This is a genomic window from Nocardia puris, assembly GCF_036051655.1.
In the GTDB taxonomy this organism is placed as follows: domain Bacteria; phylum Actinomycetota; class Actinomycetes; order Mycobacteriales; family Mycobacteriaceae; genus Nocardia; species Nocardia puris.
The window spans coordinates 3,654,474-3,681,305 of sequence record NZ_CP107943.1; the positions used below are offsets into that span (position 1 = coordinate 3,654,474).

At 70.5% G+C, this 26,832-nt stretch carries 27 protein-coding genes and 1 pseudogene; 13 read left to right on the top strand and 15 right to left on the bottom strand.

What is annotated here, in order from left to right; genetic code table 11:
• Positions 1-335: 335 nt before the first annotated feature.
• Positions 336-1,259 carry an AMP-binding protein gene (locus tag OHB21_RS16720; protein WP_228789652.1) on the top strand — a complete coding sequence of 308 codons (924 nt, stop codon included), beginning with the start codon at positions 336-338 and terminating at the stop codon, positions 1,257-1,259.
• A gap of 139 nt (positions 1,260-1,398) precedes the next feature.
• Here the strand turns inward: OHB21_RS16720 and OHB21_RS16725 are convergent, their stop codons facing one another.
• The 3 genes from OHB21_RS16725 to ybaK form a co-directional block, all read right to left on the bottom strand.
• Positions 1,399-3,336 carry a sigma factor-like helix-turn-helix DNA-binding protein gene (locus tag OHB21_RS16725; protein ID WP_195124848.1) on the bottom strand — a complete coding sequence of 646 codons (1,938 nt, stop codon included), beginning with the start codon at positions 3,334-3,336 and terminating at the stop codon, positions 1,399-1,401.
• A gap of 147 nt (positions 3,337-3,483) precedes the next feature.
• The gene (locus OHB21_RS16730) at positions 3,484-3,795 is read right to left on the bottom strand and encodes a hypothetical protein (protein WP_067510089.1); all 312 of its coding nucleotides are present in this window, start codon (positions 3,793-3,795) and stop codon (positions 3,484-3,486) included.
• Positions 3,796-3,989: 194 nt separating this feature from the next.
• Positions 3,990-4,481: a Cys-tRNA(Pro) deacylase gene (gene ybaK, locus OHB21_RS16735; protein WP_195124849.1), complete on the bottom strand. Its 492-nt coding sequence runs from the start codon at positions 4,479-4,481 to the stop codon at positions 3,990-3,992.
• A gap of 155 nt (positions 4,482-4,636) precedes the next feature.
• On the opposite strand from ybaK, the gene OHB21_RS16740 reads away from it, so the two are divergent.
• On the top strand, positions 4,637-5,401 hold the full coding sequence (locus OHB21_RS16740) for a sigma-70 family RNA polymerase sigma factor (protein WP_228789659.1): 765 nt from the start codon (positions 4,637-4,639) through the stop codon (positions 5,399-5,401).
• A 20-nt stretch (positions 5,402-5,421) separates the two neighbouring features.
• A complete protein-coding gene (rsrA, locus tag OHB21_RS16745) occupies positions 5,422-5,703 on the top strand; it encodes a mycothiol system anti-sigma-R factor (protein ID WP_067510185.1) in 282 nt (93 codons plus the stop codon).
• Positions 5,704-5,805: 102 nt separating this feature from the next.
• On the opposite strand, the gene OHB21_RS37510 is transcribed toward rsrA, so the two are convergent.
• Entirely contained in the window at positions 5,806-5,880 is a 75-nt protein-coding gene (locus tag OHB21_RS37510) for a 50S ribosomal protein bL37 (protein ID WP_022597109.1), read from the bottom strand.
• A 168-nt stretch (positions 5,881-6,048) separates the two neighbouring features.
• On the opposite strand from OHB21_RS37510, the gene OHB21_RS16750 reads away from it, so the two are divergent.
• Both OHB21_RS16750 and OHB21_RS16755 read left to right on the top strand, forming a co-directional pair.
• Positions 6,049-6,264 (top strand): biotin/lipoyl-binding carrier protein, encoded by a 216-nt coding sequence (locus OHB21_RS16750; protein WP_067510085.1) that lies wholly within the window; start codon positions 6,049-6,051, stop codon positions 6,262-6,264.
• A 21-nt stretch (positions 6,265-6,285) separates the two neighbouring features.
• Positions 6,286-7,800 (top strand): sensor histidine kinase, encoded by a 1,515-nt coding sequence (locus OHB21_RS16755; RefSeq protein WP_067510084.1) that lies wholly within the window; start codon positions 6,286-6,288, stop codon positions 7,798-7,800.
• Between the two features lie 106 nt (positions 7,801-7,906).
• Here the strand turns inward: OHB21_RS16755 and OHB21_RS16760 are convergent, their stop codons facing one another.
• Positions 7,907-8,161 carry a WhiB family transcriptional regulator gene (locus OHB21_RS16760; protein ID WP_011211115.1) on the bottom strand — a complete coding sequence of 85 codons (255 nt, stop codon included), beginning with the start codon at positions 8,159-8,161 and terminating at the stop codon, positions 7,907-7,909.
• A 248-nt stretch (positions 8,162-8,409) separates the two neighbouring features.
• Positions 8,410-9,357, bottom strand: a complete 948-nt coding sequence (locus tag OHB21_RS16765) for a diacylglycerol/lipid kinase family protein (protein WP_195124850.1) — start codon at positions 9,355-9,357, stop codon at positions 8,410-8,412.
• Positions 9,358-9,450: 93 nt separating this feature from the next.
• On the opposite strand from OHB21_RS16765, the gene OHB21_RS16770 reads away from it, so the two are divergent.
• Positions 9,451-9,873 (top strand): hypothetical protein, encoded by a 423-nt coding sequence (locus OHB21_RS16770; protein ID WP_067510080.1) that lies wholly within the window; start codon positions 9,451-9,453, stop codon positions 9,871-9,873.
• Positions 9,874-9,885: 12 nt separating this feature from the next.
• On the opposite strand, the gene OHB21_RS16775 is transcribed toward OHB21_RS16770, so the two are convergent.
• The 6 genes and pseudogenes from OHB21_RS16775 to OHB21_RS16800 form a co-directional block, all read right to left on the bottom strand.
• Positions 9,886-10,566: an endonuclease V gene (locus OHB21_RS16775; RefSeq protein WP_067510078.1), complete on the bottom strand. Its 681-nt coding sequence runs from the start codon at positions 10,564-10,566 to the stop codon at positions 9,886-9,888.
• A gap of 13 nt (positions 10,567-10,579) precedes the next feature.
• Positions 10,580-11,059, bottom strand: coding sequence for a GNAT family N-acetyltransferase (locus OHB21_RS16780; protein ID WP_067510076.1), 480 nt, complete (start codon positions 11,057-11,059; stop codon positions 10,580-10,582).
• A complete protein-coding gene (locus OHB21_RS16785) occupies positions 11,056-11,664 on the bottom strand; it encodes an acid phosphatase (RefSeq protein ID WP_067510183.1) in 609 nt (202 codons plus the stop codon). Before OHB21_RS16785 ends, OHB21_RS16780 begins: the two co-directional genes overlap by 4 nt.
• Positions 11,665-11,716: 52 nt before the next feature.
• Entirely contained in the window at positions 11,717-12,220 is a 504-nt protein-coding gene (locus tag OHB21_RS16790; protein ID WP_195124851.1) for a nitroreductase/quinone reductase family protein, read from the bottom strand.
• A gap of 45 nt (positions 12,221-12,265) precedes the next feature.
• On the bottom strand, positions 12,266-13,501 hold the full coding sequence (locus OHB21_RS16795; protein ID WP_067510072.1) for an Rv3212 family protein: 1,236 nt from the start codon (positions 13,499-13,501) through the stop codon (positions 12,266-12,268).
• A 1,046-nt stretch (positions 13,502-14,547) separates the two neighbouring features.
• Positions 14,548-16,041 (bottom strand): annotated as a pseudogene (locus OHB21_RS16800) (DEAD/DEAH box helicase); the annotation flags it as partial.
• 545 nt (positions 16,042-16,586) lie between these two features.
• Here OHB21_RS16800 and OHB21_RS16805 point away from each other — a divergent pair.
• Both OHB21_RS16805 and OHB21_RS16810 read left to right on the top strand, forming a co-directional pair.
• A complete protein-coding gene (locus OHB21_RS16805; RefSeq protein ID WP_195124852.1) occupies positions 16,587-17,642 on the top strand; it encodes an alpha/beta fold hydrolase in 1,056 nt (351 codons plus the stop codon).
• A 222-nt stretch (positions 17,643-17,864) separates the two neighbouring features.
• Positions 17,865-18,551 carry a ferritin-like fold-containing protein gene (locus OHB21_RS16810; RefSeq protein WP_067510067.1) on the top strand — a complete coding sequence of 229 codons (687 nt, stop codon included), beginning with the start codon at positions 17,865-17,867 and terminating at the stop codon, positions 18,549-18,551.
• Here OHB21_RS16810 and OHB21_RS16815 read toward each other — a convergent pair.
• Together OHB21_RS16815 and OHB21_RS16820 are read right to left on the bottom strand one after the other, a co-directional pair.
• The gene (locus OHB21_RS16815; protein WP_407675218.1) at positions 18,548-20,017 is read right to left on the bottom strand and encodes a nucleobase:cation symporter-2 family protein; all 1,470 of its coding nucleotides are present in this window, start codon (positions 20,015-20,017) and stop codon (positions 18,548-18,550) included. The genes OHB21_RS16810 and OHB21_RS16815 overlap by 4 nt on opposite strands.
• 80 nt (positions 20,018-20,097) lie before the next feature.
• Entirely contained in the window at positions 20,098-20,937 is an 840-nt protein-coding gene (locus OHB21_RS16820) for a helix-turn-helix transcriptional regulator (protein ID WP_195124853.1), read from the bottom strand.
• A 101-nt stretch (positions 20,938-21,038) separates the two neighbouring features.
• On the opposite strand from OHB21_RS16820, the gene OHB21_RS16825 reads away from it, so the two are divergent.
• Positions 21,039-21,572: a YceI family protein gene (locus OHB21_RS16825; RefSeq protein WP_195124854.1), complete on the top strand. Its 534-nt coding sequence runs from the start codon at positions 21,039-21,041 to the stop codon at positions 21,570-21,572.
• Between the two features lie 144 nt (positions 21,573-21,716).
• A complete protein-coding gene (locus OHB21_RS16830; protein WP_067510062.1) occupies positions 21,717-21,944 on the top strand; it encodes a DUF3107 domain-containing protein in 228 nt (75 codons plus the stop codon).
• A 214-nt stretch (positions 21,945-22,158) separates the two neighbouring features.
• Here the strand turns inward: OHB21_RS16830 and OHB21_RS16835 are convergent, their stop codons facing one another.
• Positions 22,159-22,824 carry a TetR/AcrR family transcriptional regulator gene (locus OHB21_RS16835; protein ID WP_067510060.1) on the bottom strand — a complete coding sequence of 222 codons (666 nt, stop codon included), beginning with the start codon at positions 22,822-22,824 and terminating at the stop codon, positions 22,159-22,161.
• 253 nt (positions 22,825-23,077) lie between these two features.
• Here OHB21_RS16835 and OHB21_RS16840 point away from each other — a divergent pair, with 253 nt between their 5' ends.
• The 3 genes from OHB21_RS16840 to OHB21_RS16850 all read left to right on the top strand — a co-directional run bounded on the left by OHB21_RS16840 (position 23,078) and on the right by OHB21_RS16850 (position 26,687).
• A complete protein-coding gene (locus tag OHB21_RS16840) occupies positions 23,078-24,262 on the top strand; it encodes a DUF3152 domain-containing protein (protein WP_407675219.1) in 1,185 nt (394 codons plus the stop codon).
• Between the two features lie 93 nt (positions 24,263-24,355).
• Complete coding sequence (gene moeZ, locus OHB21_RS16845) at positions 24,356-25,540, top strand: adenylyltransferase/sulfurtransferase MoeZ (RefSeq protein ID WP_067510056.1); 1,185 nt, start codon at positions 24,356-24,358, stop codon at positions 25,538-25,540.
• Positions 25,541-25,835: 295 nt separating this feature from the next.
• Complete coding sequence (locus OHB21_RS16850; RefSeq protein ID WP_067510181.1) at positions 25,836-26,687, top strand: TIGR02569 family protein; 852 nt, start codon at positions 25,836-25,838, stop codon at positions 26,685-26,687.
• The last annotated feature ends 145 nt before the right edge of the window (positions 26,688-26,832 follow it).

A 26,832-nucleotide genomic window follows, 5' to 3' on the forward strand; every position in this document is an offset into this window, starting at 1 on the left:
CTCCGGGTGGCCTGCCCCTCCGAGCCATGCCTCGGAGGGGCGAGAGCTATGGTGCCGTCTGAAGCGGGGGAGACATACGCTCGCCCCGTGGTCATCGACACCCGGCGCAAGTGAGCCATGGCCGGGCGGACGAACCGACTCGGCGCGGAATGACTTGATGGTTACGCCGATAGGCGCGGACACCGCTTCGCTGTGGGCCGGATGCCGCAGGCCGGCGTTGGTGTGAGCTGCTGCACAGTCCTTGAGCGAACTTAGGTTTGCCTTCCCTATATGGCAGGATATTCGCATCGCGGGGATCGGGTAGAGGTTGTGGCGGGAGGTGTGTCGTGCCGGTGATGTGTGTGGCCCACGCGATGGAGGCCGCGACGGCGTCGTTCGCCGATCGTCTCGCGGTGGTCGACGGTGACTGCATGCACGATTACGCGTCGCTGTGGGAGGCGGTGCAGCTGTTCGCCGCCGAACTCGCGGAGGCGGGTGTGTTCCCGGGGCAGCGGGCCGCCGTGTATGTAGGCTCGGGTTTCGAGGCTCTGCTCGCCCTGCTGTCCGTCGAATACCTCGGCGCCACCGCGATGCCCCTCGACATTTACGACTCGCCGGAGGACACCGAGCGCGCCCTCGCGCAAGCAGGGGCCGACCACATCATCGGGCACATCGGCGACGGCCACTTGGTCGAAGAACTGGTCGGCGACATCAGCGCGACCGGCGTGTCCGTGCTCGCGGTGGCGGGTGATTACACGCTCGTGCGGCGTCGGCGGGCGAGCGCGCGTCCCGGCGGCCGAGGCGGATTCGTCTTCGGACTCTCCGGTGGCGTCGGCGCGATCACCGTGGACGGTGCCGCGCTGACCGCGGCTGCCGAGGAACTGGGCGCCGCCGTGTCCATCACGGCCGACGACGTGGTCGCCGTCTCGGGGACACTGACCGGACGCGCGGTCGTCACCGTGGTGCTGGCGGCCCTATCGCGCGGCGCTTGTCTCTCGCTGCGGGGGCACCGCGGGCCCGTCGCGGCCCGGGTGGATCGCCAGTTGCGCGAGGACGCCGTCTCGGTCCTGGTCTGTTCCCTGGCCGACCTTGTCGAACTGCGCGCTGCGGGCGTGCGCGCACCCGGCCTGCGGGTGCTGGCGCTGCCTCGCGGTCGTGCCGCCGACTTCGATCTCGTGCGCTGCCGCGCCCTCCTCGGCCTCGGCGGCGGGCGCGGGCGGTTCGGCAAGTCGGCCGACCGCACCGCTGCCGCGCCTTGCGCATGCCGCGGGCGTGACTGAGCGCCCGCGGATTCGGCGCGTGGCGCAGAAGTGTTGCTCCGAGGCGCCCCCGCCGACGCCCGAGTCCGTCGGCGGCCGCACCGTGTGGCCGGGAGGCGGCAGGATTCGCGTGCCGCGACGGCGCGTGCGCACCGCCGGCTCAGCGGGCGCTGGTGAGGATCTCGGCGAGTTCGTCCTCCTTGCGCCCGCGCAACGCGGCCACGACGGCGGCCTGATCCGACGTGGACGGCAGCCACAGCGATTCCGCGAGCGCCGCCAGCGCCGCGGGCTCGGACAGGCCCGCGGCGTTCGCGTGGCCGGTCGCCGCGAGCGCCCGGTGCGCGGGGCTGCCCGAATCGGGGACCGGCTGCGCGGGAAGCACGTCGAACTGCGGCCGGTCCGTGGCGTCGGGGACGAACTCCAGGAAGATGTCGTCGCCCGGGACCAGCCCGAGATCGTCCAGGAAGCGTTTGATCGTGCCCGACCGCGCCTGCACCGCCACCCACAGGATGGACTGCGGGCCCAGCCTGCTGGTGAGCTCCACCGAGCGATCGGGGCCGGCGCCGACCAGTCCGGCCAGCGCCGTCGGCAGGTTGAACGCCGAACCCTTCGCGTGCGGCGCGGCCACCGTGGTGCGCCAGCGCAGCACCTCACCCTCGCGGTACAGGTGGCGCGTCTTGGTGGGGGACTTGCGCGGCTTGTAGGTCTGCTTGCGGCGGGTGACCACGCCGTCGACCGTCGTGTAACCGCCCGACGCGGCGTAGGTGCGGACGCTGAACTCCTTCACCCCGAACTCGGTGGTGAGCCGCTCGACCAGTTCGTCCACCGGGATGCTGCCGCCGCGCGCGTCCAGGATCTCGCCGATCTGCCGGTGGATCGGCACGTAGCGTGACGTGCCCCAGCGGGCCAGGCCCCAGCGCGCGCGATCGGTCTTGACGAACCGCTCGTCGGAGACCATCGCGTTGCGCACACTCGACAGCGACCGCGCCGGCACCACGGCCGCGTGAATCTCGTTGAGCGTCATGGGTTCCCCGGCCAGCGCCAGGATCGCGGCGACGCTGTCGTGCACCGAACCCGAGCGGGTGAGCACGTGGCCGTCCGCGATCCGGTAGCCCGAATACGCCAGCCACGTGGCGGTTTCGGCCTCCGGGATGCCCAGGTGCGCGGCGATCTCGGTGAGCGCGACCAGGCCCTCGTCGCCCGCCAGCTGGGCCAGCGCGGCCTTGACCCGCGAGCGCGCGGCATCGATGGTCTCGGCGACCACCCAGCCGTCCACCGCGTCGACGCGCTGATCCAGCCGCGTCAGCACGAACCACAGCGGCACGCCCGCCGACGGCGCCACGGCGCCGAGTTCCGGTGTGGCCGCGATCAATCGGTCCAGCGCGGCGACCGGTTGCGCGGCGGCGGCCAGCGCGTCGGCCGCGGCGCGCAGCGGCGCGGAGGAGTGGAACGCCGCGTGCACCCGCTCGCGCAGCCGGTTGTCCAGCTGGTTCACCCGCTCCCGTGAAATACCCAGCGCCGCACCGCATTCCGCGAGCGTCACGCGCCGGTCGCCGAGGATGCGCGCGGTGAGCAGGAAGCGATCGCGCTCGCCGAGGGGCGCGACGAACCGCTCGACCTCGTCGACCGCGGCCGAGGTGGCCGTGTCGGCGGAGACGCTGCGCCGCACCAGCGCGGTGACGACCTCGGCGACGACCGCCGGGCCGACCCGCCGCAATCCGGCCAGCCCGTCCACCGTCAGCGCGCCGAGCGCGCCCGAATCGGTGACACCGGCGGCGGTGAGCGTCGCGGCGGTGCGCTCGCGCAGGCCCAGCCACGACAGGTCCGCGTCGTCGGTGGGGAAGGCGAACGGGAACGCCTCGGCCAGCGCCAGCCCACGGTGGTGCTCGGTGAAGACGGTGGCCAGCCGCCGGCAGATCTCGGCCAGATGCTCGTCGGAGGCCGAGTCACCCGGCGCCGTCGACATCCAGGCGTTCGCCATGAGTTCGCCCTCGCCGAGCAGCGGGGGACCCTGGCGGTGCGCACCGAGCCAGGGCAGGACGTCCAGCCAGGACCGCCGCGCGATATCGCCGACGGGAGACGGGGAAAGCCCGCTCACCTATCACTCCTACAACCAGTGCTGTGCTGACATTCACAAAGTATAGGCTTGACTGAGTCCGGGGGACGTTACCGGCGAAAACGGTGTATTAACGCACGAACCGGGCTGATCGGTCATAACGATCGGCCCGGTTTGTGCGCGAGGATTTCACATTTTGCATTTCACAGCGGGTGTCGCGATATTCAACCCGCACTTGATGACGTCGGTGAACAGATCGATCACTTTCGTGGTCACCCCGCCGCCCAGTTTCTCGGCCTTCTCCGCCTTCTCGTCCTGTTCCTGCCGCTCGGGGGACACCGACGGCGTGTCACCGGAGAGCCCCGCGAAGGGGTCGCTCTGCGCGGGACCCGGCGCGGCGGTGGCGGCGGGCAGCACGGGTGTCGCCAGGCCGAGCACGATCGCGGCGAAAAGAGCGGCGACCGCACCGCGCCGCCGGGGGAAGAACCGCTGACGAGACATCACGCATCACATCCTCTGGGTCGGGCCGATCGGACCTTGCACTCGAGAACATGAGCCCGCGGGCTCGGAAACGCACAGACCAGTAACGCACACCGCGCCCGGCCGCGGGCGAAAGTCCCGCACCTGCGGACGTGTCGCGCGCACCGGGGGTCCTGCGTGGTGACGCTGCGCTACTTCCTCCGGGCCTGACCCGGTCAGGCGGTGATCGGCGCCGTCACCGCGTCGGCGACCCGGATCAGGTCCGCGGGCGCCACCTCGATCTCCAGTCCGCGCCGCCCCGCGCTGCACAGGATCCGGTCCCAGCGCAGCGCCGAGGCGTCCACCACCGTCGGCAGTTTCTTGCGCTGCCCCAGCGGGGAGATGCCGCCCAGCACGTAGCCGGTGGCGCGTTCGGCCTTCGTCTTGTCGGCCATCCCCGCCTTCGGCGCGCCGAGGGCCGCGGCCGCCGCCTTCAGCGACAGCGTCTCCGGCACCGGCAGCATCGCGACGGCCAGCGCGCCCGTGGACAATTCGACGACCAGGGTCTTGAAGATCTGCGCCGCCTCGACACCGAGTCCGGCGGCGAGCGCGGACACCGCCTCGGCGCCGAACGACTCGGCGCGCGGATCGTGGACGTAGGAATGCACGCGATGCGCGATCTTCGCGGCGCTCAGCGTGCGGACAGCGGGGGTGGACGCGCCTGCCATGCGCGCCACCGTAATCGTGCCCGGCAGCCTTCCCGCAACCGGATTTCCCACCACTCGGGAACACACCGCCCGCGGGACATGTTGCACGCGATACCGGTGGGCGGGACGCTCGGTCACCACACCGGGCCCATCGCACGTTGGAACACATGGAGGAGATGTCGGTGTCCGTACTGCTCGACGAACGTCCGGTCGCGGTCGACACCTCGCCGTCGGCGGCCGGGTTCGCCCCGGTTTCCTTCCTGCCGGTAGATTTGGCAGGTACGGCGACCGAAGGGACAGGTGTGACGAGCGACGAAGACGTGGTGCCCGACGACGGTGAGGTCGGTGCCGCGGTCGACGATGCCGAGCTGGCGCAGCGGTTCGAGCGGGACGCGCTCCCGTTGCTCGACCAGCTCTACGGCGCCGCGCTGCGCATGACCCGCAACCCCGCCGACGCCGAGGACCTGGTGCAGGAGACCTACGTCAAGGCGTTCCAAGGGTTCAAATCGTTCAAAGAGGGCACGAACCTGCGGGCCTGGCTCTACCGCATCCTCACCAACACCTACATCAACTCCTACCGCAAGAAGCAGCGCCAACCCGCGCAGTACCCGACCGACGAGATCACCGACTGGCAGCTGGCCGCCACCGCCGAGCACACCTCGACGGGACTGCGCTCGGCCGAGGTCGAGGCACTGGACGCCCTGCCCGACGACGACATCAAGGCCGCGCTGCAGGAACTGCCCGAGGAGTTCCGCATGGCGGTGTACTACGCCGATGTCGAGGGTTTCCCGTACAAGGAGATCGCCGAGATCATGGGCACCCCCATCGGCACGGTCATGTCGCGGCTGCACCGCGGCCGCAAGCAGCTGAAGGGTTTGCTCGCCGATGTGGCGCGCGAACGCGGGTTCAATCGTGGTGAGCGCCAGGAGGTCAAGCAGTGAGTGTGGAGCGGGACCCCGATATGGAGCTCGACTGCACGGCGGTACTGGCCGATGTCTGGTTGATGCTCGACGGCGAGTGCGATGACGCGACCCGCGCCCGCCTGCAGCATCACATGGACCACTGCTCCCCGTGCATCGAGGCGTACGGGATCGAGGAGAAGATCAAGAGCCTGCTCAGCCGCAAGTGCGGCGGGGACCGGGCGCCGGATTCGCTGCGCGACCGGCTCACCCTGGAGATCCGCAGATCCGTGACGGTGACGCGGATCGAGACCTCCGGTCCGCTGGAGGCCACCGAGTCCTGACCCGCGCGGGTCCGACAACGCTGGGTCCGACATCCCACGAAAAGAGCGGCACGCCTTCCGATCACGGAAGAGCGTGCCGCTCTGTTTTCGCGCTGTGACGGCTCAGGCGTTGGGACGCTTGCCGTGGTTGGCCGCGTTCCCCTTGCGGCTGCGCTTCTTCCGTCCTCGCTTACCCATCGAATTCCTCCGGCGGCTCATCCCCGCGATCCGGCGGGGAACACATCTGGTCGTCGGTCATTGTTTCATGTGTGGTTGGCTGTACTTTCAGCGGATACGGTCGCGACCCGGCGCCGCGCCGAACAGCCCCCCGCGGGGCCGGTCCGACCGACGAGTGATTGGGGTGTCATGGCCGAGGAAGTGCGCGCGGAGATGGTGTCCACCGTGCTGACCGTCGAGGTGGCGGTGGGTGACAAGGTGGCGGTCGACCAGACGCTGATCCTGCTGGAGTCGATGAAGATGGAGATCCCGGTGATCGCCGAGGTCGGTGGCGAGGTCACCGCTCTCGAGGTGCGGCCGGGCCAGGTCCTCCAGCAGGGCGATCTCATCGCCGTCATCTCCTAGGGCGGAGCGGGTAGACCCACCGTGGCCACACTGAGCGAACTTCTCGCCGAACACACCGACCTACCCGGCAGCGCCGTCGACCACCTGCAGCGCGTGGTGGGCGACTGGCAATTGCTGGCGGATCTCTCCTTCGCCGATCTGCTGCTGTGGGTCGGCGCGGGCCCCGTCGACGAGGGCGCCGACCTCGTCTGCGTCGCGCAGTGCAGGCCCACCACGGCGGCCACCGTGCACTTGGAGGACAAGGTGGGCGCCGCGGCGAGCAAGGACGAGCACGCCCAGGTCTTCCAGGCGCTGCGGACCGGCGACATCGTGCGCGCCGACCGCGACGTGGAGGCCGAGGGCGTCTACCATCCGCATCCGGTGCACGCGGTGCGCGAGGCCATCCCGGTGCGCTGCGGCGACGACGTGATCGCGGTGCTCTCCCGCGACACCGACCTGCAGCGTTCCCGGATGCGCAGCGCGCTCGAGACCGCCTACGTCGCCTGCGCCGACGACCTGTGCCAGATGATCGCCGACGGCACCTTCCCCACCCCGGAGGACCGCGCGGCCACGCATTCCAGTCCGCGCGCCGGTGACGGTTTCATCCGCCTCGACACCGAAGGCATCGTCGTCTACGCCAGTCCGAACGCGCTGTCGGCCTATCACCGGATGGGGTTGCAGGCCGATCTGGAGGGGCAGGATCTGGCGGTCACCACCCGGTCGCTGATCACCGACCCGTTCGACGCGCAGGAGGTGGTCGGCGACATTCAGGCCGCGCTGGCCGGGCGCACCGGACGCCGGATGGAGGTGGAGGCGCGCGGCGCGACCGTGCTGCTGCGCACGCTGGTGCTGCGCCCGCACGGGAAGCTCGCCGGCGCGGCGGTGCTGGTGCGCGACGTGACCGAGGTGAAGCGGCGCGACCGCGCGCTGCTGTCCAAGGACGCCACCATCCGCGAGATCCACCACCGGGTGAAGAACAACCTGCAGACCGTCGCGGCGCTGCTGCGCCTACAGGCCCGCCGCACCGAGAACGAGGAGGCGCAGGTCGCGCTCACCGAATCGGTGCGCCGCGTCACCTCGATCGCCTCGGTGCACGAGATGCTGTCCATGTCGGTGGACGAGGAAGTGGATCTGGACGAGGTGGTGGACCGGCTGCTGCCGATCATGGCCGACGTCGCGACCGTCCACACCACCCGCATCAAGGTGCGCCGCGCCGGTTCACTCGGCGTGTTCTCCGCCGAGCGCGCGACGCCGCTGGTGATGGTGCTGACCGAACTCGTGCAGAACGCCATCGAGCACGCCTTCGACTCCGGCCAGACCGGCACCGTCACCATCCGCTCGGAGCGCTCGGCCCGCTGGCTCGACGTCATCATCAGCGACGACGGCCGCGGCCTGCCCCCCGGCTTCAGCCTGGAGGCCTCCGACCGCCTGGGCCTGCAGATCGTCCGAACCCTGGTGACGGCCGAACTCGGCGGCTCCATCGGCCTGCACCCGGGCGCGGACGTGGGAACGGACGCGGTGCTGCGGGTGCCTTTGGGTCGCCGCTCAGGGCGCTGAGAACTCCCCGAAAACAACTGAGCCCGGCACCGCTCTCGGTGCCGGGCTTCATGCGCTTACCGGGCCGGGCTGGGATGGCCCGGTAAGGCCGGTCGTCTTTACTCTTCTAGACGACGGTGCGGGTGCGGGTGCGCGCGTTGCGACGCTTCAGCGCCCTACGCTCGTCTTCGCTCATACCACCCCACACGCCGGCGTCTTGTCCGGACTTCAGGGCCCAGGACAGGCAGTCGGCCGTGACGGGGCAGCGGGCGCAGACCAGCTTGGCATCGGCGATCTGCGCGAGCGCGGGCCCACTGTTACCCACCGGGAAGAACAGTTCGGGGTCCTCGTCGCGACAGATGGCCTTGTGGCGCCAGTCCATTCCTCTGCTCCTTTGCTGGGCGCCACAAGGGGCGCCTGTCGTTAGTGGATCGTTCACTTGTGCGACTCGAATGTTTCCGCACGGTTGCTTGTGAATGCTTTCACGAACACCGTAGATGTCAATAGGTATCCGGTGCACCGTGGGGAAGCTCACGCAATCGAGGACCCCGCATGGGGAGCCTGCCCGGTCCTTTGTACTCGCTCCGGACGGTTTTCGCAGCACAACCGCCAGTTTTTCGCGGCGTTTCGTCAGCGCGACGGCCGCGGGGCGATCACTTCCAGCACATCGGGCACGGCCGTGAAATCCACCACGTTCCGCTTCCCGATGAAGTCGCCATCGATTTGCAGGCCGATCGGCTCCTTGGTCTCGATATGCACCGACGGCACGTCGTCCTCGCGAAACAATATGCGGGACTTGGGATTTCCGTTCTTCGACAGCAATTGCCCGGCGAGTCGCAGGGTGGGCAGCACCGCCATGGACCGCACGGCGAAGACGCCGAGGCCGGTCTCGAAGCTGGTGCCCGGGTTGGTGTGCACCGGGGTGGCGTCCAGATAGGTCCAAGGACTCGAGTTCGTCACGAACGCGTAATGGGCACTCTCGACGGGTTCGAAACCCGGGATTTCGATTCGGACGCTTGGTTCACGACGCTTCGCCCGGAAGAATTGTCGCACAGTTGTTCGAAGATATCGGGCCGGAGTGGCGGTGTGGCCCTTGGCGCGGCTGGCGTCGATGGCCTCGCACACATCGGCGTCCAATCCGACGCCCGCGCTGAAGGTGAACCACCTGTCGTCGGCGAGGCCGAGTCCGATGCGGCGGTCCCCGCGCACGGTGAGCAGGTCGATGAGCTGGTTCGTCGCGGTGACCGGATCGGGGGAGATGCCCAGCGCCCTGGCGAAGACGTTGGCCGAGCCCCCCGGGATCACGCCCAGGCGCGGCAGCCAGGCCTGGCCGTCGTCGATCTGCGGCAGCGGCAGGAAGCCGTTGATGGTCTCGTTGACGGTGCCGTCACCGCCGTGCACCACGATCAGATCCATCTCGCTGGTGGCGGCCCACTGGGCGAGCTCGGCGGCGTGGCCGCGGTGCTGGGTGTGCGCGACGGTCAGCTGGGTCCGGCTCTCCAGCGCGTGGGCCAGCAGATCCCGGGTTGCCGGTGTGGTGGAGGTGGCATTCGGGTTCACGATCAGCAGCGTCCGCACGTTCGCAGCCTAATGGGCGGCCGGGCGCGGGCCGATTCCGCGCGGGTCGGGCGGCACCGGCCGCACCGCGGCGCGCGTCGTAGGCTTGGGCCCGTGGTTGACAGCGGCAAGGGAGAAGTTTCGGCGGGCGCGACCCCGCCCACGGTGCGGGGCGCGGGGGCGCTGGTCGCGCTGGAGGGCGCGGTCGCGGTGGGTGTCGCGATCGTGCTCGTGGTCCGCGGGCTGCTCGGCCACGATCAGTCCCAGGCCAGCGGGTACGGCACCGCCGCGTGGTTCGCGATCCTGGGCGGCGCGGTGCTGGCCGCGGGCATCGGCCTGCTGCTCGGTCAGCGCTGGGGCCGCGCGATCGCCGTCATCGCCCAGATCCTGCTGCTCCCCGTCGTGTGGGCCCTGCTCACCGACTCCCACCAGCCCGTCTACGGCACCGTCCTGGGCGTCGTGGTGGTGAGCGCCCTGGTCCTGCTGTTCGTCCCCGCCTCGACCCGCTGGATAGCCGCGGAGTACGGCGGAGACTGAGCCTGCCGGGTCTCAGTCGAGAGCGGCGCGCAGCGCGCTGCGGCAGAGGGCGTCGGCGCGGCGGGTCGTTTCCGGCTGGCGGTAGTGCGGGGTGAGGGCGAGCACCTGGGCGCAGGCGGTGTCCAGGGAGATCAGGTGGCCCACCGAGACGAAGACCGGTTTGACGCCCGCGCGGGTGCGCAGGGCGCGGCCCACCACCTCGCCCTCGAGCACCAGGTTGCTGCTGTCGCCGCGTTCGGGGCCCGGTGCGGTGTACTCGCCCCACGCGTTCTTGGCGACGCCGATCGTGGGGAGGCCGGCGAGCACCCCGAGGTGGCAGGCCAGCCCGAAACGGCGCGGATGGGCCAGGCCCTGGCCGTCGCAGACCAGCAGATCGGGCTCGGTGTCGAGGCGTTCCAGCACGCGCAGCGCGGTGGGCACCTCGCGGAACGCCAGCAGTCCCGGCACGTACGGGAACTCGACCGTGCCGTGCGCGACCTCCGATTCGACCGTCCCCAGGGTGTCGGCGTCCAGCACCACGGCGGCCGCCGCGACCACCCCGGCCTCGTCGTCGTAGGCCGAGTCGAGCCCGGCCACCGTGCCGAACCGGGGCGGTTCCGGATCGGTTGCCACCACCAGCGGACGCAACTCGTCCTGGATGGCCCGTGCCTCGTCAGCGGTGCGCGGCCAGCGGTCCGGCTGGGTGATCCGCATGGTGCGGCGGCTCTCAGCCTGCGGTTTCCGCGAGCGCGGTGAGTTCCGCGCCGGCGAGGCGGTAGCCGACCCACTCGTCCTGTTCGGCGGCGCCGAGCGAGCGGTAGAAGTCGATGGACGGGCTGTTCCAGGTGAGCACCGACCAGCTCACCCGGCTGTAGCCGCGGTCGACGGCCTCGCGCGCCAGGGCGGCCAGCAGCGCCTTGCCGTACCCCTTGCCGCGGGTGTCCGGCCGGACGTACAGATCCTCCAGGTAGATGCCGTGCACGCCGTCCCAGGTGGAGAAGTTCAGGAACCAGATCGCGCACCCAGCGATGCCCGTCTCGTCCTCGGCCACGTGCGCGAACAGGGCGGGCGCCGGCCCGAACAGCGCGGCGTGCAACTGCTCGGCCGTGAGCGTGCACTCGTCGCGCGCCTTCTCGTATTCGGCCAGGTCGTAGACGAGTTCGACCAGGGCGGGCACGTCGGCCGGGGCGGCGCGGCGGATGGTCATCGGAACCCTCCTGAGGTCGGAACGAGGTTGTGCGCGTGGATGGTTCGATTGCCGTGCTCGAAGCCGAGCACGCTGACCGCGCCGGTGGTCATGGTGAAGCGGCGGCCCTCCACCAGCGCGAATTCGGCCCAGCGGGCGATCAGCGCCCGGGAGAAGTGCCCGTGGCCCACCAGCACCACATCGCGGTCGGGCAGCGCCGTCGCGGCGGCGGCCAGCACCCGGTCGGCGCGGGCCCGCACCTGCTCGGCGGTTTCGCCGCCCGGCACCGCGCCGGTCCAGATCGTCCAGCCCGGCGCGGACTCCCGGATCTGCCGCGAGGTCAGGCCCTCGTAGTCGCCGTAGTCCCACTCCACGAGGTCGTCGTCGGGCACCGCGCCACCCAGGCCGGCGAGTTCGGCGGTGCGCGTCGCGCGCTGCCGCGGACTGGTGAGCACCAGCGGGTCAAGCAAGTCCAGCCCGGCGATCAGCGAGCCCGCCGCCGCGGCCTGGCGCTCCCCGGTCTCGGTGAGCGGCACATCGGTGCGGCCGGTGTGGCGGCGGGTGCGCGACCAGTCGGTCTCCCCGTGCCGGAGCAGAACCAGCTTGGCGTCGTCTCTTTCGGGCATGCCCTCCATCATGGCGACGGGGGACCGGTGCCGCCCGCACCGGGGCGGGCGACTACTTCCTCGGCTCGCCGAACTCCAGCACCACCAGCGGCAGCGGGTGGCCGGCCCGCTCCTGGCACTGGGCCAGCATCGGGTTGTCGGCGAACGCGAACGCCGCGAACTCGTCGTACGCGGCGCCGGTGAGCACGCGCGCGAACCCGTCGTAGGTGTGCGAGCCGTGCTCGATGACGACGCGCCCGTCGGCCTTCACGTTGTGGTACCAGGCCGGGTACCGGTCCTCGACGAACGAACTCACGTACGGGATCTCGCCCCGGTAGCACAGCCCGAGCGGCACCACGTGCTGCTTGCCGCTCTTCGCGCCGGTGGTGGTGAGCAGCACCAGATCGCCGCCCTCGTAGTCGCCGCCGACCTTGCCGCCCTGCTCGCGGAACTCGCTGATGACGTCGTTGTTCCAGCCGGCGACGTCACCGTCCTCGGCCAGCTTGTTCCACGGGGCGTTGGGATCGTCGTAGTCGGTGATGGTGGATTCGGCGGCGGGCGAATGGCTTTCAGACATGGCCACAGTCTGCCTCGAGGCACCGACAAGTTCGCCCGGTCCGGCTCAGCCGAGCGCGTACAGCTCGCCGTCGCGGCGTTCGAGCACCGTGCTGCCGAGCACCGCCACCGAGATGGGCCCCTCGGGCGCGGTGGAGCGCTGCACGGGAATGCGCGCCACCTCCTGCCCGTTGGCCGGGTCCAGCGCGACCATCCCGTCGGTGACGGGCAGCAGCAAACGGCCCGCCATCAACGCGGGCGCGCCGAGTGCGTCGGCGGCGGTCCACATCGGGTCGAAGGTGCTGGCGTTCAACGCGATCACGCTGTTGCCGGTGAACAGGAAGTAGGCCGAACCGACCCGCGACACGTCGATCACGTCGTCCAGTGGCGCGGAAAGATGGTGTGTGACAACCGGATTGCCGGTGGCGTCGAACACTGCCAGGCGGGGCGGCGCGGATTCCTCTGCGCCGGAACCGCTTCCGCCGGGCAGATACACCACGACGCGGTTCTCCGATACCGCGATCACCCGCGCCCCGGGGGAACCCGCGCCCGGCCCGGTGAGCACGCGCGAGCCGTACTCCTCGGGCACGGTGTTGTCCTTCGGCGCGGGATTGAGCAGCGTCAACCGGTCGGACTGGTCGTCGGGGCAGCGCTCCAGCACCGCCAGGCGCGACGCGCTGGACCCGGCCGAGAGCAACGTACAGCCTTTGCGCGGTTGGGTTTTCACGTTGATCGCCGCGTCGACGTATCCGTACTCGATGGTGCGCACCAGGTCCGAACGCCACATCTCCAGTCGCCGTTCACCTTTGGCCAGCACATAGGTGCCGTCGACCGAGAGGCGCACGTTCTCGTCCATGTAACTGCTACGCGCCGTGCGCCGTTCGCCGGTGTCGCCGTCGAGCAGTGTGGCCTGGCTGCACCCGCGCTGGTCGCGGTAGACCGCCACCACTGAACCGTACTGAGACTCCACACCGCACAGCGGCATGTCGCGCCGGTAGCGCCACAGTTCGGCGCCGGTGGCCGGATCACGACCGGTGACGGTGCCGTCCTCGGCCGTGATCACCGCGCCACCGGAGGCCAGCGCGCGCGTGCTCGCGCCGTCGGGCGCGTGCCACAGTTCGCGCAGGGAGACCGGGAGCGTGCCCGCCGTCGGCGGTGTGGGCGGGGGGCTCGGCGCCGTCACCGACTCGGTGCCGGTGGCGTCGCCGCGCGCCCAGACGACCAGCGCCGCGACCACGACGAGCACGACGATCGCGACTGCGGAGATGATATCGGCGCGCGTCCGCCGCTCGGGTGCGAGCACGTGAGCGAGACTAGCCGATCCGCGGGGGCGGGCTCCGTATCGGTGTCCCCACCGGCGTCTCCGCGATGCGGACCGCTGCCCGGCCGCGTTGTCGGCGCCGCCGGGACGACCCCGGTGTCGGCTCCTCCTCCGCGTCGCCGGACGGCGATCGCTGCGACTGTGCTCCGAGCCAGGTGCTAGGCCGAAGCGGTTGTCCCTGCCGCGCCCACCGACACCGGGTCACCCTCGGCCTCGGCGGTCGCCTCCGCCTTGGCGCGCCTGCGGCGCACCGGCTTCTCGGCCTCCGCCGTCTCCTCGCCGTTCGCCTCGATCTTGCGGGTGCGGCGGCGCGGCGCCGCCTCCTCCCCGTTCGCGGTGTCGGCGTCGGCCTTGCGGGCGCGGGTACGTCGCGCGGGCTTCTCCTCGGCGGAGACTTCCGCGGACTCGCCCTCGGCGCTCACCGCGGCCTTGCGCGTGCGGCGGGCCGGCTTCTCCTCGGCGCCGTCGGCCACCGCGGCCTCGGCAGGTGCGTCCGCCTTCTTCCGCGTGCGCTTCGGCTTCTCGGCACCGGCTTCGGTGGCCTGATCAGCGGTTTCGGCGTTCGCGGTGGCGCGGGTGCGCCGACGTCGCGCGGGCTTCTCCCCGGCCGTCGCCGGGGTCGCGGCTTCGGCCACGGTCGCGGACTGCTCGGCCGTCGCGGTGCCGGGCTCGACAACAGCGGGCTGCTCGACGGGAGCAGCGACCGGCTGCGCCGTGTTCGCCACGGCCGACAGCTGATCGGTCGCGGCCTGTTCGACCGAGACCGGTGCCGAAGCGGACTGAACTGCCGCAGTGTTGGAGACCTGCTCCTCGGCCTGAACCGCCGCCGCGTCAGCCACCGGAGCCGACTCGGCGCCCACCGACGAAACGCCGTTCGCCGACGCATCCGACTGCACGTCGGTCACGTCACCCGCACCCGACTCGGCCGGCTTGCGCCGCCGACGCCTGCGCCGCGCGGGCGCCTCGCCCTGCGCCGCACCCGGCTCGGCGTCCGCCGCGTCGGCACCCGGCTCGGCGACCTGGCCACCCGTCTCGGTCACCTGCGCGTCGGCGCCGTTCTCGCCGCCGCCCGACCGGCGCCGCCTGCGCCTGCGCCGACCCAGCTGCGCGTCCTCGCCCTGTTCACCGGCGGCCTCGGCGGCGCCCGATTCCACGCCGTCCACCGGCTGCCCGCCGCGGGTCCGCCTGCGGTTGCGCTTGCGCGGGCTGCGCGCCTCGCGCTCCACCACGACCGCGTCGTCCTCTTCGCTCGCGGGACGCGCCTTGCGCACGGTGCCGCCGACGCCCTCGGGAATCCCGAGATCGGAGTACAGGTGCGGCGAGCGCGAGTACGTCTCCACCGGCTCGGGGATCCCGAGGCCCAGCGCCTTGTCGATGCCGGCCCAGCGGTTGAGCTCGTCCCAGTCGATCAGCGTGACCGCGACGCCGGTGCGGCCCGCGCGGCCGGTGCGGCCGATGCGGTGCACGTAGGTCTTCTCGTCCTCGGGGCACTGGTAGTTGATGACGTGGGTGACGTCGTCGATGTCGATGCCGCGCGCGGCCACGTCGGTGGCGACCAGCACGTCGATCGCGCCCTTGCGGAACTTCGACAGCGCCTTCTCGCGCGCGATCTGCCCGAGGTCGCCGTGCACCGCGCCCACGGCGAAGCCGCGGTCGGCCAGGTCGTCGGCCACCTTCTGCGCGGTGCGCTTGGTGCGGGTGAAGATCATGGTGGCGCCGCGGGTCTCCGCCTGCAACACGCGCGCGATCAGTTCGCTCTTGTCCAGCGCGTGCGCGCGGTAGACGAACTGCGCGGTGCGGTCGTGCACGGCCGAATCGCTGGGCTCCTCGGCCCGGATGTGGGTCGGGCGGGTGAGGAACGTGCGGGCCAGGGTGATGATCGGGCCCGGCATGGTGGCCGAGAACAGCATGGTCTGGCGCTTGTCCGGGACCATGGTGAGAATGCGCTCGATATCGGGCAGGAAGCCCAGGTCGAGCATTTCGTCGGCTTCGTCGAGCACCAGCACGCCGACCTTGCCGAGGATCAGATGGTTCTGCTTGGCCAGGTCCAATAGTCGGCCCGGCGTGCCGACCACCACGTCCACGCCTTCGCGCAGCGCCGCGATCTGCGACTCGTAGGGGCGGCCGCCGTAGATGGAGGCCACCGCGAGCCTGCCGCGCTCGTTGCGCAGGTATTTGCTCGCGTTCTCCAGATCCTGGGTGACCTGGATGCACAGTTCGCGGGTCGGGACGATCACCAGCGCGCGCGGCGTGCCGTCCAGCGGGGTGGTGGAATCACCGGTCGCGATGCGGTGCAGCAGCGGCACGCCGAAACCGAAGGTCTTGCCCATACCGGTGCGGGCCTGACCGATGAGATCCTCGCCGGCCAGCGCCAGCGGGAGGGTGAGTTCCTGAATCGCGAAGGTGCGTTCGATACCGATCTCGGCGAGCGCGCGGACGATTTCGTCGCGCACCCCCAATTCGGTGAATGTCGGGGCGGTGTGTGTCTCGTCCAGTTCGGCCGTCAACAGCGTGTCCGCCAGGCCGGGCTCCTGCTCGACAGTGATCTTGCTCAGGTTCGTGCCTTCCTCGATATCGCGTCACGCGCGCACGAGGTGTGGGGCGGACCGGCCGGTCCGCGACGACCACTGATCCGGCGGGTGCTCCGGGTCGCGGCCGGATGTCGTCAGGGTGCCATCGTGGGACGGCAACTACCCGGGAACATCGGCGCAACGCGGGATGCGGATCTGGTGCGCGCACATTTTCCTGGACCTCGGAAGCCCCGTGGCGGCGCCGTGGCGCATGCGTGGGGAACGATATTTTCCGTTGTCCGTGGTGATTGTAGCGTGATATTGTGCTGCGCCCGAAATGGCGCCCGGGTTATTCGCGGGCGAAACTCCGCGGGCGCCCGTCCGGTTTACCCGATGTATGGTGCGGGACTTGACAATTCATGGTCGCCGGAATGCTTCGCGCGCGGGGCGGTAGCGGCGGCGGGCCCGCCCGGCGCCCGAGTGTCGCGGTGGCGGCAAACCGTCGGGAAGCGGACTTGCCTGTTACCGGCGGTACTGGGATGTGAGACATTCTTGGGGTGAGCATCGCAGACACGGTCACCACCGCCGCCCGCAACGCGTGGGCGCTGACCTTCGGCTCCGGCGTCGAGTCGCCGGAACCCACCCCGTCGACGATCCTGTGGGACGAACCGCACCGGCAGCTGCGCCGGTTCGAGGGCGGACCCACCCCGGTCGCGGACGCCGCCGTCCTGCTGGTGCCCCCGCTCGCCGCGCCGGCCACCTGTTTCGACCTGCGGCCCGACCAGAGCCTGGCCCGCCACCTGCGCGACAGCGGCCGCGCGACCTACGTGATCGACTACGGCGAGATCACCTTCGCCGACCGCGCCATGGGCTTCGAGGACTGGATCGACGAGATCATCCCGGACGCCGTGCTGCGCACCTCCGCCGATCGCGGCGGCGCGCCCGTGGACCTGGTGTGCTGGTCGATCGGCGGCACGCTGGCGCTGCTCACCGCGGCCGCCCATCCGGAACTGCCGATCCGCTCGATCACCGCCGTCGGCTCGCCGCTGGACTACGACAAGATGACCGGCATCCCGCAACTGCGCGCGGTCGCCAAGCTCACCGGCGGCATCGCCACCACCACGGCGGTGCGGGCGGCGGGCGGCATCCCCGCACCGCTCACCCGGCTGGCCTATCGCGTCACCGCGTGGGAGCGCGAGCTCAAGCGGCCGTGGTTCGTCGCGACCAACCTGGCCCGCACCGAGACGCTGGCCAAGATGGAATCGATCGACCGTTTCATGGCCGAGATGCCCGGCTACCCCGGCCGGTTCTACGGGCAGCTGTGGGGCAGGCTCATCCTCGGCAACGACATCGGACGCGGCGTGGTGCGCCTGGGGGAGCGGCGCATCCGGCTGGCCGATGTGACCGCCGCCGTGCTGCTGGTCGGCGGCCCCTCCGACGTGATCACCGCGGCCGCCGCCGTGCAGGCCGGCACCCGCACCCTGACCGGCGCCGAAACCGTGCGCTACGAAACCGCCCCCGGCAGCCACCTCGGCATCCTCACCGGCGAGACCGCCCGCGACACCACCTGGGTGTACCTGGAGAAGTTCCTCACCGAACGCGACGCGAGCTGACCGGCGAATCCCGTTCGCGTTCCGCCTCATTCGCGGCGCGGGAGTTCGGGCAAGCCGCGGTTTCTCCTGGGGCGTGTGCAGCGTCTCGTCCCGCTCAGGCCGCGCGCAGGGCAGTGATGGCCTCCGCTCGTCGGGCGTCTGCCGGGCATGGACGGACTGCGCTTCGGCCGTGCGCAGTGTTTCGAATGGGCTGCGCCCATCGGTGCCTATTAGGCTGGCTGCATGGCAGCACAGTCCCCTGCAACGTCCGGTGTCTCGACCTCGCCCATCGCCGCGGACAACCCCGGTGTGATCGACCTTTTCGCGGTGCTCGCCTACGGCGAGATCTCCGCGTTCTACCGGTTGGCGGAGGAGGCGAAGCTGTCGCCGACGCTGCGGGGGAAGGTGGCCGTCGCGAAGATGGCGACCGCCGAGATGGCGCACTTCCAGACGCTGGAGACGGCGCTGGCCGAGTGTGGTGTCGACGTGTTCGACGCGATGGCGCCGTTCGTGCGGGCCCTGGACGCCTACCACGCGTCCACCGACCCCTCCACCTGGCTCGAGTCGATGGTGAAGTTCTACGTGGGCGACGGCATCGCCGCCGATTTCTACACCGAGATCGCGGGCGCGCTGGACCCGGCCGTGGCCACCGTCGTGCGCGATGTGCTCGCCGAGACCAGCCATTCGGAGTTCGTGGTCGAGGAGGTGCGCCGCGCGGTCACCACCAGCCGTTCCGAACGCGACCGCCTCACCCTGTGGGGCCGCAGGCTGCTGGGTGAGGCCATCACCCAGGCCCAGTACGTGATGGCCCAGCGCGACGAACTGGCCGAACTCGTGCTCACCGCCACCGGCGATCTCAACGGCATCGCCGCGCTCTTCGAGCGCATGCAGGACAGCCACGCCCAGCGCATGGCGGTCCTGGGCCTCTAGGCCGGTTCCGCTCCCCGCTCCGCCCGCGACGGTTCCGCGGCGCGCGCCAGGTCGCCGGGATCGGGGCGCGCCGCGCGCGGGGCGTCGTGGGCGTCGGGCTCGCCGGGGTCGGCGGTGCGGTTTCGGTTGAGCAGCAGGTTGAGCAGTATCGCCGTGATAGCGCCCGCCGAGATCCCCGAGTGGAAGACCGTTTGGAACCAGTCCGGGAACTGGCTGTAGAGGTCCAGCGCCACGTTCACCGGCGCCTCGCCCGACCGGTCGGTGTAGTAGAGCTTGGCCTCGGTCAGCATGGCCACCCCCAGCGAGATCGCGACAACGAGGATGTTGGTGTTGTCGAACGCGACCTTCGACAGCGTGCGCACCCCGGAGGCCGCGACCATGCCGAACAGCGCCACACCCGCGCCGCCGAGCACCGGCAGCGGAATCCCTTCCACCACGGCCGCCAGTTTCGGCAGCAGACCCAGCACCACGAGCAATGCTCCGGCCGCCGTGGCCACATGCCTGCTGCGCACGCCGGTGAGGGCGACCAGCCCCACGTTCTGGGCGAACGCGGTGTAGGGGAACGTGTTGAAGACCCCGCCGAGCACCGTGCCGAGCCCGTCGGCGCGCAGACCGTCGGCCAACCGGCGCGGGGTGATCTTCTCGTCGACGATCTCGCCGACCGCCACGATGTCGCCGGTCGTCTCGGTCATGACGACGATCGCGACGATGAGCAGCGCGAGAACCGAGCCGATCTCGAAGGTGGGCAGGCCGAACTGGAACGGTGTCACGACACCGACCCAGTCGTAGTCGCCGAGGTGACTCCAGTCGGTCAGCCCCAGCGGGATCGACACCACCGTGCCGATGATCAGTCCGAGCAGGATCGAGATCCGGCGCAGGCCCTCGGGGGCGAACCGTTCGATGAGGATGATCACCGCGAGGGTGAAGAATCCCATGCCGATCGCGGCGGGATCGCCGAACTCGGGTCCGGTGCCGCCGCCGAACCATCCCGACGCCACCCGCATCAGCGAGACCCCGATGATGAGGATGATGGTGCCGGTGACCAGCGGTGGGAAGAACCGGATCAGCCTGCCGAACACCGGCGCCAGCAGGATCATGAAGAGCCCGCAGGCGATGACCGACCCGTAGATGGTGGTGACGCCGTGGTTCACGCCGATTGTGATCATCGGGCCCACGGCGGCGAAGGTGACGCCCTGCATGAGCGGCAGCCGGACGCCGAACCGCCAGAATCCGACGGCTTGCAGCACGGTCGCGAGGCCGGCGACGAACAGGTCCGCCATGATCAGGTGCACGATGTCGGACTGCTGCAACCGTCCCGCGCTCACCATCGCGCCGCCGACGATCAGCGGCACCGCGACCGCGCCCGCGTACATCGCCAGGACGTGCTGCGCGGCCAAAGGGAACAGCCGTTTCAGCGGCGGGATCTCGTCGACCGGGCGCGGAGCCTTCGTGTTGCGGGAAGCCATGGCCCCCATCGTTTTCGACCCAGGTTTCCGCGCCTTCTCCCGCTCGTCACCGCCGAATTACGGGCTGGATATACCGATGCCTATTCGTTGGCCGCGCGGTTGTGGACCAGGCGCAGGCCGGGGGAGTGGGTGGCGGCGCGGTCGACCAGCCAGACGACCACGCTTTGATCGCTGTCGGTTTCCATTGTTTCGACGGGCACGTCGATGGTGCCGTGGGTGGGATGGTCGAACCGCAGAAGGCTCGACATCGGCCCCGCGCCGACGCGCTGCGGCTGCCAGCGACGGTCGAATTCGGGTTCGCGGCGCAGTGCGTCGATCATCGCGAGCAGTTTGCTGTCCCCGGGCCAGCGCAGTTTCGCGCGCAGCAGCGCGGTGGCGAAGGAGTCGGCGGCCGCGGGCCAGTCGCGCAGGATGTGGCGCGCCCGCGGATCGGTGAACACGTACCCGGCGAGGTTGGCCTCCTCGGCGCGGTCGATCAGGCCCAGCGGCGCGGCGAACTCGGCCCACGTGTGGTTCCAGCCCAGGATGTTCCAGCGCCTGCCGACAACGAAAGCGGGCGTGGGGTCCAGGGCGTCGAGCACCGCACGCACCGTGTCGCTGATCTGCTCGTGCGGGGATTCGGCTCCCGGGCAGCGGGATTCGTTGCCGGAGATGAGCGCCAGCAGACCGAAGTGCTGCCGTTGCGTGCCGTCCAGGCGCAACGCGTCGGCGAGCGCGTCCACCACGGCCAGCGACGGGTTCGTGTCGCGGCCCTGCTCGAGCCGTGCCAGGTAGTCCGCGCTCACCCCGGCCAGCACCGCGACCTCCTCGCGGCGCAGGCCCGGCGTGCGCCGCCTGCCGCCCTCGGGCAGGCCGACGTCGGCGGGCCGCAGCTCACCGCGGCGGGCCACCAGGAACTCGGCGAAGGCGTTGCGTGCCATGGTTCCACCATGCCCTATCCGGGTACCGGTAGCCGCGCCCTGCGAGGGCGAGGATAACGGCGGTCTGGCTGCCCGCCGCCCGCGCGCACATCGTCGTAGCCATGACCACTTCGACCACGCAGCTCAAAGCCGGCTCCTGGGCGCTGGACACCGCGCACTCGTCGGTCTCGTTCGCCATCCGCCACCTCGGCATCTCCAAGGTGCGCGGCGGCTTCACCCGCTTCGACACCGAATTCGTCGTCGACGAGAACGGCGAGGCCACCCTCGGCGCGACCATCCACCTGGACTCCTTCGACAGCGGCAACCCCGACCGCGACGCCCACGTCCGCACCGCCGACTTCCTCGACGTCGAGAACCGCCCCACGCTCACCTTCCGCGCGCTCGGCCCGGTCCGTGTCGCGGAGACCTTCACCGTCGACGGTGAGGTCACCCTCGGCGCGATCACCAAGCCGGTGCGCCTGGACGTCGAATGGGGCGGTGTGCAGGCCTTCGGCGAGACCGGCGAACGCCACGCCGGATTCTCCGCCACCGGGACCATCAAGCGATCCGACTTCGGTGTCGGCCCGTCGGCGCCGGGCTTCCTCGGCGACGCGGTGGCCATCGAACTCGAGATCCAGCTCGTCGAACCGAAATAGCCCACCCGGCCCGCTGTTCGCTGACAGCGCAGGCAGGGCCGTGCCGGACGGCCGCGGCCCTGCATTAGCCTTGGACCGACAGCAAGAGCGCTCGGGCGCCGCGACGCCCGGTGCCGCACAGGACTCTAGGTTCGGAGGTTGGCCGTGGAGGTCAAGATCGGTATTGCGGATAGCCCGCGCGAACTCGTCATCGTCAGCGGACAGACCCCCGACGAGGTCGAAGCGCTGGTCTCCGACGCGCTGAGCGGCACCTCGGGCGTCGTCGCCCTCACCGACGAGAAGGGCCGCAAGTTCCTGATCCAGGCGTCCAAGGTGGCGTACGTCGAGATCGGCACCGCCACGGGCGGCCGCGTAGGTTTCGCCGCTGTTTGATCTGGGCTTACCCGCCTCTCCGCGTCTTTTCGCCGGTCGTGAGTGCGTGGTTCGGTTTCGTGCCGGGCCGCCTGTTCTGTGCAGGGTGAGTTCTGGGCGTTCCCGGTGAGTTACCCATGTAGGTGCGAGATCAGGTGTTGCGTGGGTGAAGAACGAAAAGGTCCCTGGCTTCTCGGAAGCCAGGGACCTTTCTTGTTCGATCTGATGGTTGGGGCTAACCGATCGGATGCAAAGGGACGTGGGACAGGCCGCCCCATGCCAGCGCCACCGTCGTATCCACGGCCTCGTCCTTGGGGATCGGGCGATCGGCTTCCAGCCAGTACCGCGCCGTGAACTGGCTGGTGCCCACCAAGCCGACGGCCAGGATGCGGGCCCGGTAGGGGTCCAGGCCGGAGTCGTGGGCGACCAGGTCGAAGACGGCGTCCACGCAGGCCTCGGTGGCCTGTTCGACGCGGCGCTGCACCTGCGGCTCGCTGGTGAGATCGGACTCGAAGACCAGGCGGAAGCCCTGCATCTCGTTGTCCACGAAATCGAAGTACGCCTGCACGGCGGCGCGCACGCGCTGGCGGTTGTCGGTGGTGGAGCGCAGCGCCTGGCGCACGCTGGAGACCAGCATGTCGACGTAGTTCTGCAGCACCGCCAGGTACAGCTCCAGCTTGCTGGTGAAGTGCTGGTACAGCACCGGCTTGCTCACGCCGGCGACCTGGGAGATCTCGTCCATGCCCGCGGCGTGGTAGCCGCGCAGTACGAACACCTCGCTCGCGGCCTGGAGCAGTTGCAGCCTGCGCTCGTCGCGCGGCAGGCGGGTACCGCGTTTGGTCGGTGCCATGGCCTCGGACGACGTTCTGCGGGACGTCATCCGGTCCACGAGGTCGGTCATTTCGGCTCTCCCAGTCGGTTCCCCGGCTGAATGGGGTTGTGCACCGGGTATCCAAAGAACGATACCCGCTAACCCGTCGCATGCGGACCCGGCCCTGCGACGAAGTTCACCCGATGGGACGTCCGGCGGGGAGCTTGCGCCCTGTGAGAACCTGATGGGTGTGACCGACCGACCGGAAAGACCGTCCGGCGGCGGGCGTGACGCGCTCCGCCCCACTGGCTCGGCGACGCCCGGTTCCGTAGTGTCGGACCCCGTGGCGAGGTCCGGTCCCGAGGCGCGTTCGGGCGCGGCTGCCCGATCGGGCACCGCGCGGCGTTCCGGTGCGCCGGGCCGCCGATCCAGACCCGAGCGCGCGGTCCCTCGCATCAGCGAACCGTGGCCGCGCGCGGGCGACACCCCCTCCGATCGCGACGCGGCGCCACCGGCCCGCACCCGCGACGGCGTCGAGATCTACGACCCCCTCGGGCTCTACCAGGGGGCCGACCGTTCCCATCAGCCGCTGCGAGCGCGCTGGGACCCCACCGCTCCCGACGAGAGCCGCAGCCGGCCGCGCCCCGAACGCGGCACCAAGAAGCAGAGCGCGATCGGCCGATTCGTCTCCACCTACGGATGGCGCGCCTACGCGCTGCCCATCCTGTTCATCGTCACGGTCCTCGTGGTGGTGGACGCGGTGCGCGGGGGCGGCGCCGAGGGGGCGGGCGCGAACACCGATCCGAGTTTCGGCCGATTCAGTCCGCGCGCCGCGTCGGCGGGCGTGATCGGCGCACCGCCCGGTGACGGGCAGTTCCCCGCCGATCTGCCCACCGGCGCACTGCCGGAGGGCGGGCCGTTCGTGGAGGACGGCACGGGCACCTGGCGTGTCGTGCCCGGCACGACCGCGAAGGTCGGCGAGGGCCGGGAGTACAGCTTCCGCTACACCGTCGAGATCGAGGACGGCATCGACACCTCCGGCTTCGGCGGGGACGAGTCGGTGGCGAAGATGATCGACAGCACCCTCGCCAACCCCAAAAGCTGGTCGCACGACCCGAAGTTCGCGTTCCAGCGGATCGACCAGGGCGAGCCCGATTTCCGGATCTCGCTCACCTCGCGCCAGACCACCCGCGAGGTGTGCGGGTTCGAGATCCCCATCGATTCGTCCTGCTACCACGCCGACCTGGACCGCGTGGTGCTCTCGGAGGTGCGCTGGGTGCGTGGCGCGCTGGCCTTCGAGGGCGATATCGGCTCCTACCGGCAGTACCAGATCAATCACGAGGTCGGCCACGCCATCGGCTACCACCAGCATCAGCCGTGCGAGACCGACGGCGGCCTGGCGCCGATCATGATGCAGCAGACGTTCGGCACCAAGAACAACGACATCGCCGAACTCGATCCGCACGGTGTGGTCCCGATGGACGGCAAGCGCTGTCGTTTCAACCCCTGGCCCTACCCCCGCGGCTGACGCGGCGCGGCACGGCGCGATAATCGGGAAGAACGGCCCGCTCGCGCGCGTTGCACCACGCGATCGGCCAATTCGATTCGAGGAGTCCTGGACGTGTCATCACCGAAGTCCCTGCCGCCGCTGGTCGAACCGGCCGCCGAGCTGAGCAAGGACGAGATCGCTCGCTACAGCAGGCATCTGATCATCCCGGATGTGGGTGTGGACGGGCAGAAACGTCTGAAGAACGCGAAAGTGCTCGTGATCGGCGCGGGCGGCCTCGGCTCGCCCGCCCTGCTGTACCTGGCCGCCGCCGGCGTGGGCACGCTCGGCATCGTGGAATTCGACGAGGTGGACGCCTCGAATCTGCAACGGCAGGTGATCCACGGCCAGTCCGATATCGGTCGTTCCAAGGCCGACAGCGCGCGCGATTCCATTCTGGAGATCAATTCCGGCATCGACGTGCGGCTGCACAAGTTCCGCCTCGAACCCGAGAACGCGGTCGAATTGTTCCGCGAGTACGATCTGATCCTGGACGGCACCGACAATTTCGCCACCCGCTATCTGGTGAACGACGCCGCCGTGCTGGCCGGCAAGCCGTACGTGTGGGGTTCGATCTACCGGTTCGAGGGCCAGGCGTCGGTGTTCTGGGAGGACGCGCCCGACGGCCGCGGCATCAACTACCGCGATCTGTACCCCGAGGCCCCGCCGCCCGGCATGGTGCCCTCCTGCGCCGAGGGCGGCGTGCTCGGCGTGCTGTGCGCCTCCATCGGCTCGATCATGGTGACCGAGGCCATCAAGCTGATCACCGGCATCGGCGACCCGCTGCTGGGCCGGCTCATGGTCTACGACGCACTCGACATGACCTACCGCACCATCAAGCTGCGCCGTGACCCGGAGCGTCAGCCGATCACCGAGCTGATCGACTACGAGGCGTTCTGCGGTGTGGTGTCCGAGGAGGGCCAGGCGGCCGCGGCGGGATCCACCATCACGGCGACCGAGCTCAAGGAGTTGCTGGACGCGGGCAAGGAGATCGAGCTGATCGACGTGCGCGAGCCGGTGGAGTGGGACATCGTGCACATCGAGGGCGCGAAGCTGATCCCGAAGGACCGCATCCTGTCCGGTGAGGCGCTGGCCGAACTGCCGCAGAACCGCCCGATCGTGCTGCACTGCAAGACCGGCATCCGCTCGGCCGAGGCGCTGGCGGTGCTCAAGAGCGCGGGCTTCGCCGACGCCACGCACGTGCAGGGCGGCATCGTGGCCTGGGCCCGCCAGGTCGACACCAGCCTGCCCGTCTACTGACACCGCCGCGGTGGCCCGCGCGCCGGGCCGCCGCGACCGTCCACCCCGCGTTGCAGTCGAGGTGGACGGTCTGGAAAACGTCACCCTCGTGGCGGTCCCGATCCGGTCGGCGGCCGATCCGCCCACCGGGAACAGGCCAGTACCGACTGAGATGGTGGACGCCGAACACGGCGCCGGCGCGGGCCGCCGGGAGTGCGAGATCGGTGAGCGGATGGCCGGCGAGGACGGTCACCGGCGCGACTCGGTACCGGCGCGGCGTCCGAATTCCGCCGTTGACCGGCGGTACCGTACGGCCGTGACTTCTGTGGAACCTCCCGAGCACGTGCGCGCCACGTTCGGTCTGCGCGAAGTGACACCCGTCCCGCTCAATGACTGGGACGGTGGCTGGCGGTGCGGTGACGTGGTGCTGAGCCCGGTGGCCGATCACGCGCGCGCGGCGTGGTCGGCGAAGGTCCGCGAGACGCTGAAGGTGGACGGATTGCGGCTGGCGCGGCCGGTGCGCGCGACCGACGGCCGCTACGTCGTCTCGGGTTGGCGGGCCGATACGTACCTGGAGGGCAGCCCGGAACCCCGCCACGACGAGGTGGTCTCCATCTCGCTGCGCCTGCACCAGGCCACCTCGCGGCTGGAGCGCCCACGCTTCCTGGTGCAGCCGCCCGTCGCGCCGTGGGTCGACGTGGACATCTTCGTGGCCGCCGATCGCGCGGCCTGGGAATCGGTGCCGCTGCGCAGTCTGCGCGCGGGCGGCGCGGTGCTGCCCACCTCGCCCGACGGGCAGCGCAGCATGGAGCTCATCGGCCAGTTGGCCACCCTGCGCAAACCTGTCCACACACCGGCGCAACTGGTGCACGGCGACCTGTTCGGCACGGTCCTGTTCGCCGGGCAGTACACGCCAGGGCTCACCGACATCACCCCGTACTGGCGGCCCGCGGGCTGGGCGGCGGGGGTGATCGTGGTGGACGCGCTGTCGTGGGGCGGGGCCGACGACGGTTTGGTCGACCGCTGGGCGGATCTGCCGGAGTGGCCGCAGATGTTATTGCGCGCGGTCATGTTCCGGCTCGCGGTGCACGCGCTGCATCCGCGTTCCACCCCGGAGGCGCTGCCCGGACTCGCGCGCACCGCCGATATGGTGCGGTTCCTGCTGTAGTGAAAACCGTTGCCGGGCAACAACTTGCATACGAACACACCGAATGCCGCCGGGAAGGAAGACTTCCCGGCGGCATTCGGGTCTCACCGGGCGCGCCGCCGGTCGCCGGCGTCGCGATCATCCGAGGGGTTCGGTCCCGGATGCC

Coding starts and splice junctions, on each gene's coding strand:
- OHB21_RS16720 (WP_228789652.1), top strand. CDS start 336: ATGTGTGTGGCCCACGCGATGGAGGCCGCGACGGCGTCGTTCGCCGAT.
- OHB21_RS16730 (WP_067510089.1), bottom strand. CDS start 3,795: ATGTCTCGTCAGCGGTTCTTCCCCCGGCGGCGCGGTGCGGTCGCCGCT.
- ybaK (WP_195124849.1), bottom strand. CDS start 4,481: ATGGCAGGCGCGTCCACCCCCGCTGTCCGCACGCTGAGCGCCGCGAAG.
- OHB21_RS16740 (WP_228789659.1), top strand. CDS start 4,637: ATGTCGGTGTCCGTACTGCTCGACGAACGTCCGGTCGCGGTCGACACC.
- rsrA (WP_067510185.1), top strand. CDS start 5,422: ATGGAGCTCGACTGCACGGCGGTACTGGCCGATGTCTGGTTGATGCTC.
- OHB21_RS16750 (WP_067510085.1), top strand. CDS start 6,049: ATGGCCGAGGAAGTGCGCGCGGAGATGGTGTCCACCGTGCTGACCGTC.
- OHB21_RS16760 (WP_011211115.1), bottom strand. CDS start 8,161: ATGGACTGGCGCCACAAGGCCATCTGTCGCGACGAGGACCCCGAACTG.
- OHB21_RS16775 (WP_067510078.1), bottom strand. CDS start 10,566: ATGCGGATCACCCAGCCGGACCGCTGGCCGCGCACCGCTGACGAGGCA.
- OHB21_RS16780 (WP_067510076.1), bottom strand. CDS start 11,059: ATGACCATCCGCCGCGCCGCCCCGGCCGACGTGCCCGCCCTGGTCGAA.
- OHB21_RS16785 (WP_067510183.1), bottom strand. CDS start 11,664: ATGCCCGAAAGAGACGACGCCAAGCTGGTTCTGCTCCGGCACGGGGAG.
- OHB21_RS16790 (WP_195124851.1), bottom strand. CDS start 12,220: ATGTCTGAAAGCCATTCGCCCGCCGCCGAATCCACCATCACCGACTAC.
- OHB21_RS16810 (WP_067510067.1), top strand. CDS start 17,865: ATGGCAGCACAGTCCCCTGCAACGTCCGGTGTCTCGACCTCGCCCATC.
- OHB21_RS16815 (WP_407675218.1), bottom strand. CDS start 20,017: ATGGCTTCCCGCAACACGAAGGCTCCGCGCCCGGTCGACGAGATCCCG.
- OHB21_RS16820 (WP_195124853.1), bottom strand. CDS start 20,937: ATGGCACGCAACGCCTTCGCCGAGTTCCTGGTGGCCCGCCGCGGTGAG.
- OHB21_RS16825 (WP_195124854.1), top strand. CDS start 21,039: ATGACCACTTCGACCACGCAGCTCAAAGCCGGCTCCTGGGCGCTGGAC.
- OHB21_RS16835 (WP_067510060.1), bottom strand. CDS start 22,824: ATGACCGACCTCGTGGACCGGATGACGTCCCGCAGAACGTCGTCCGAG.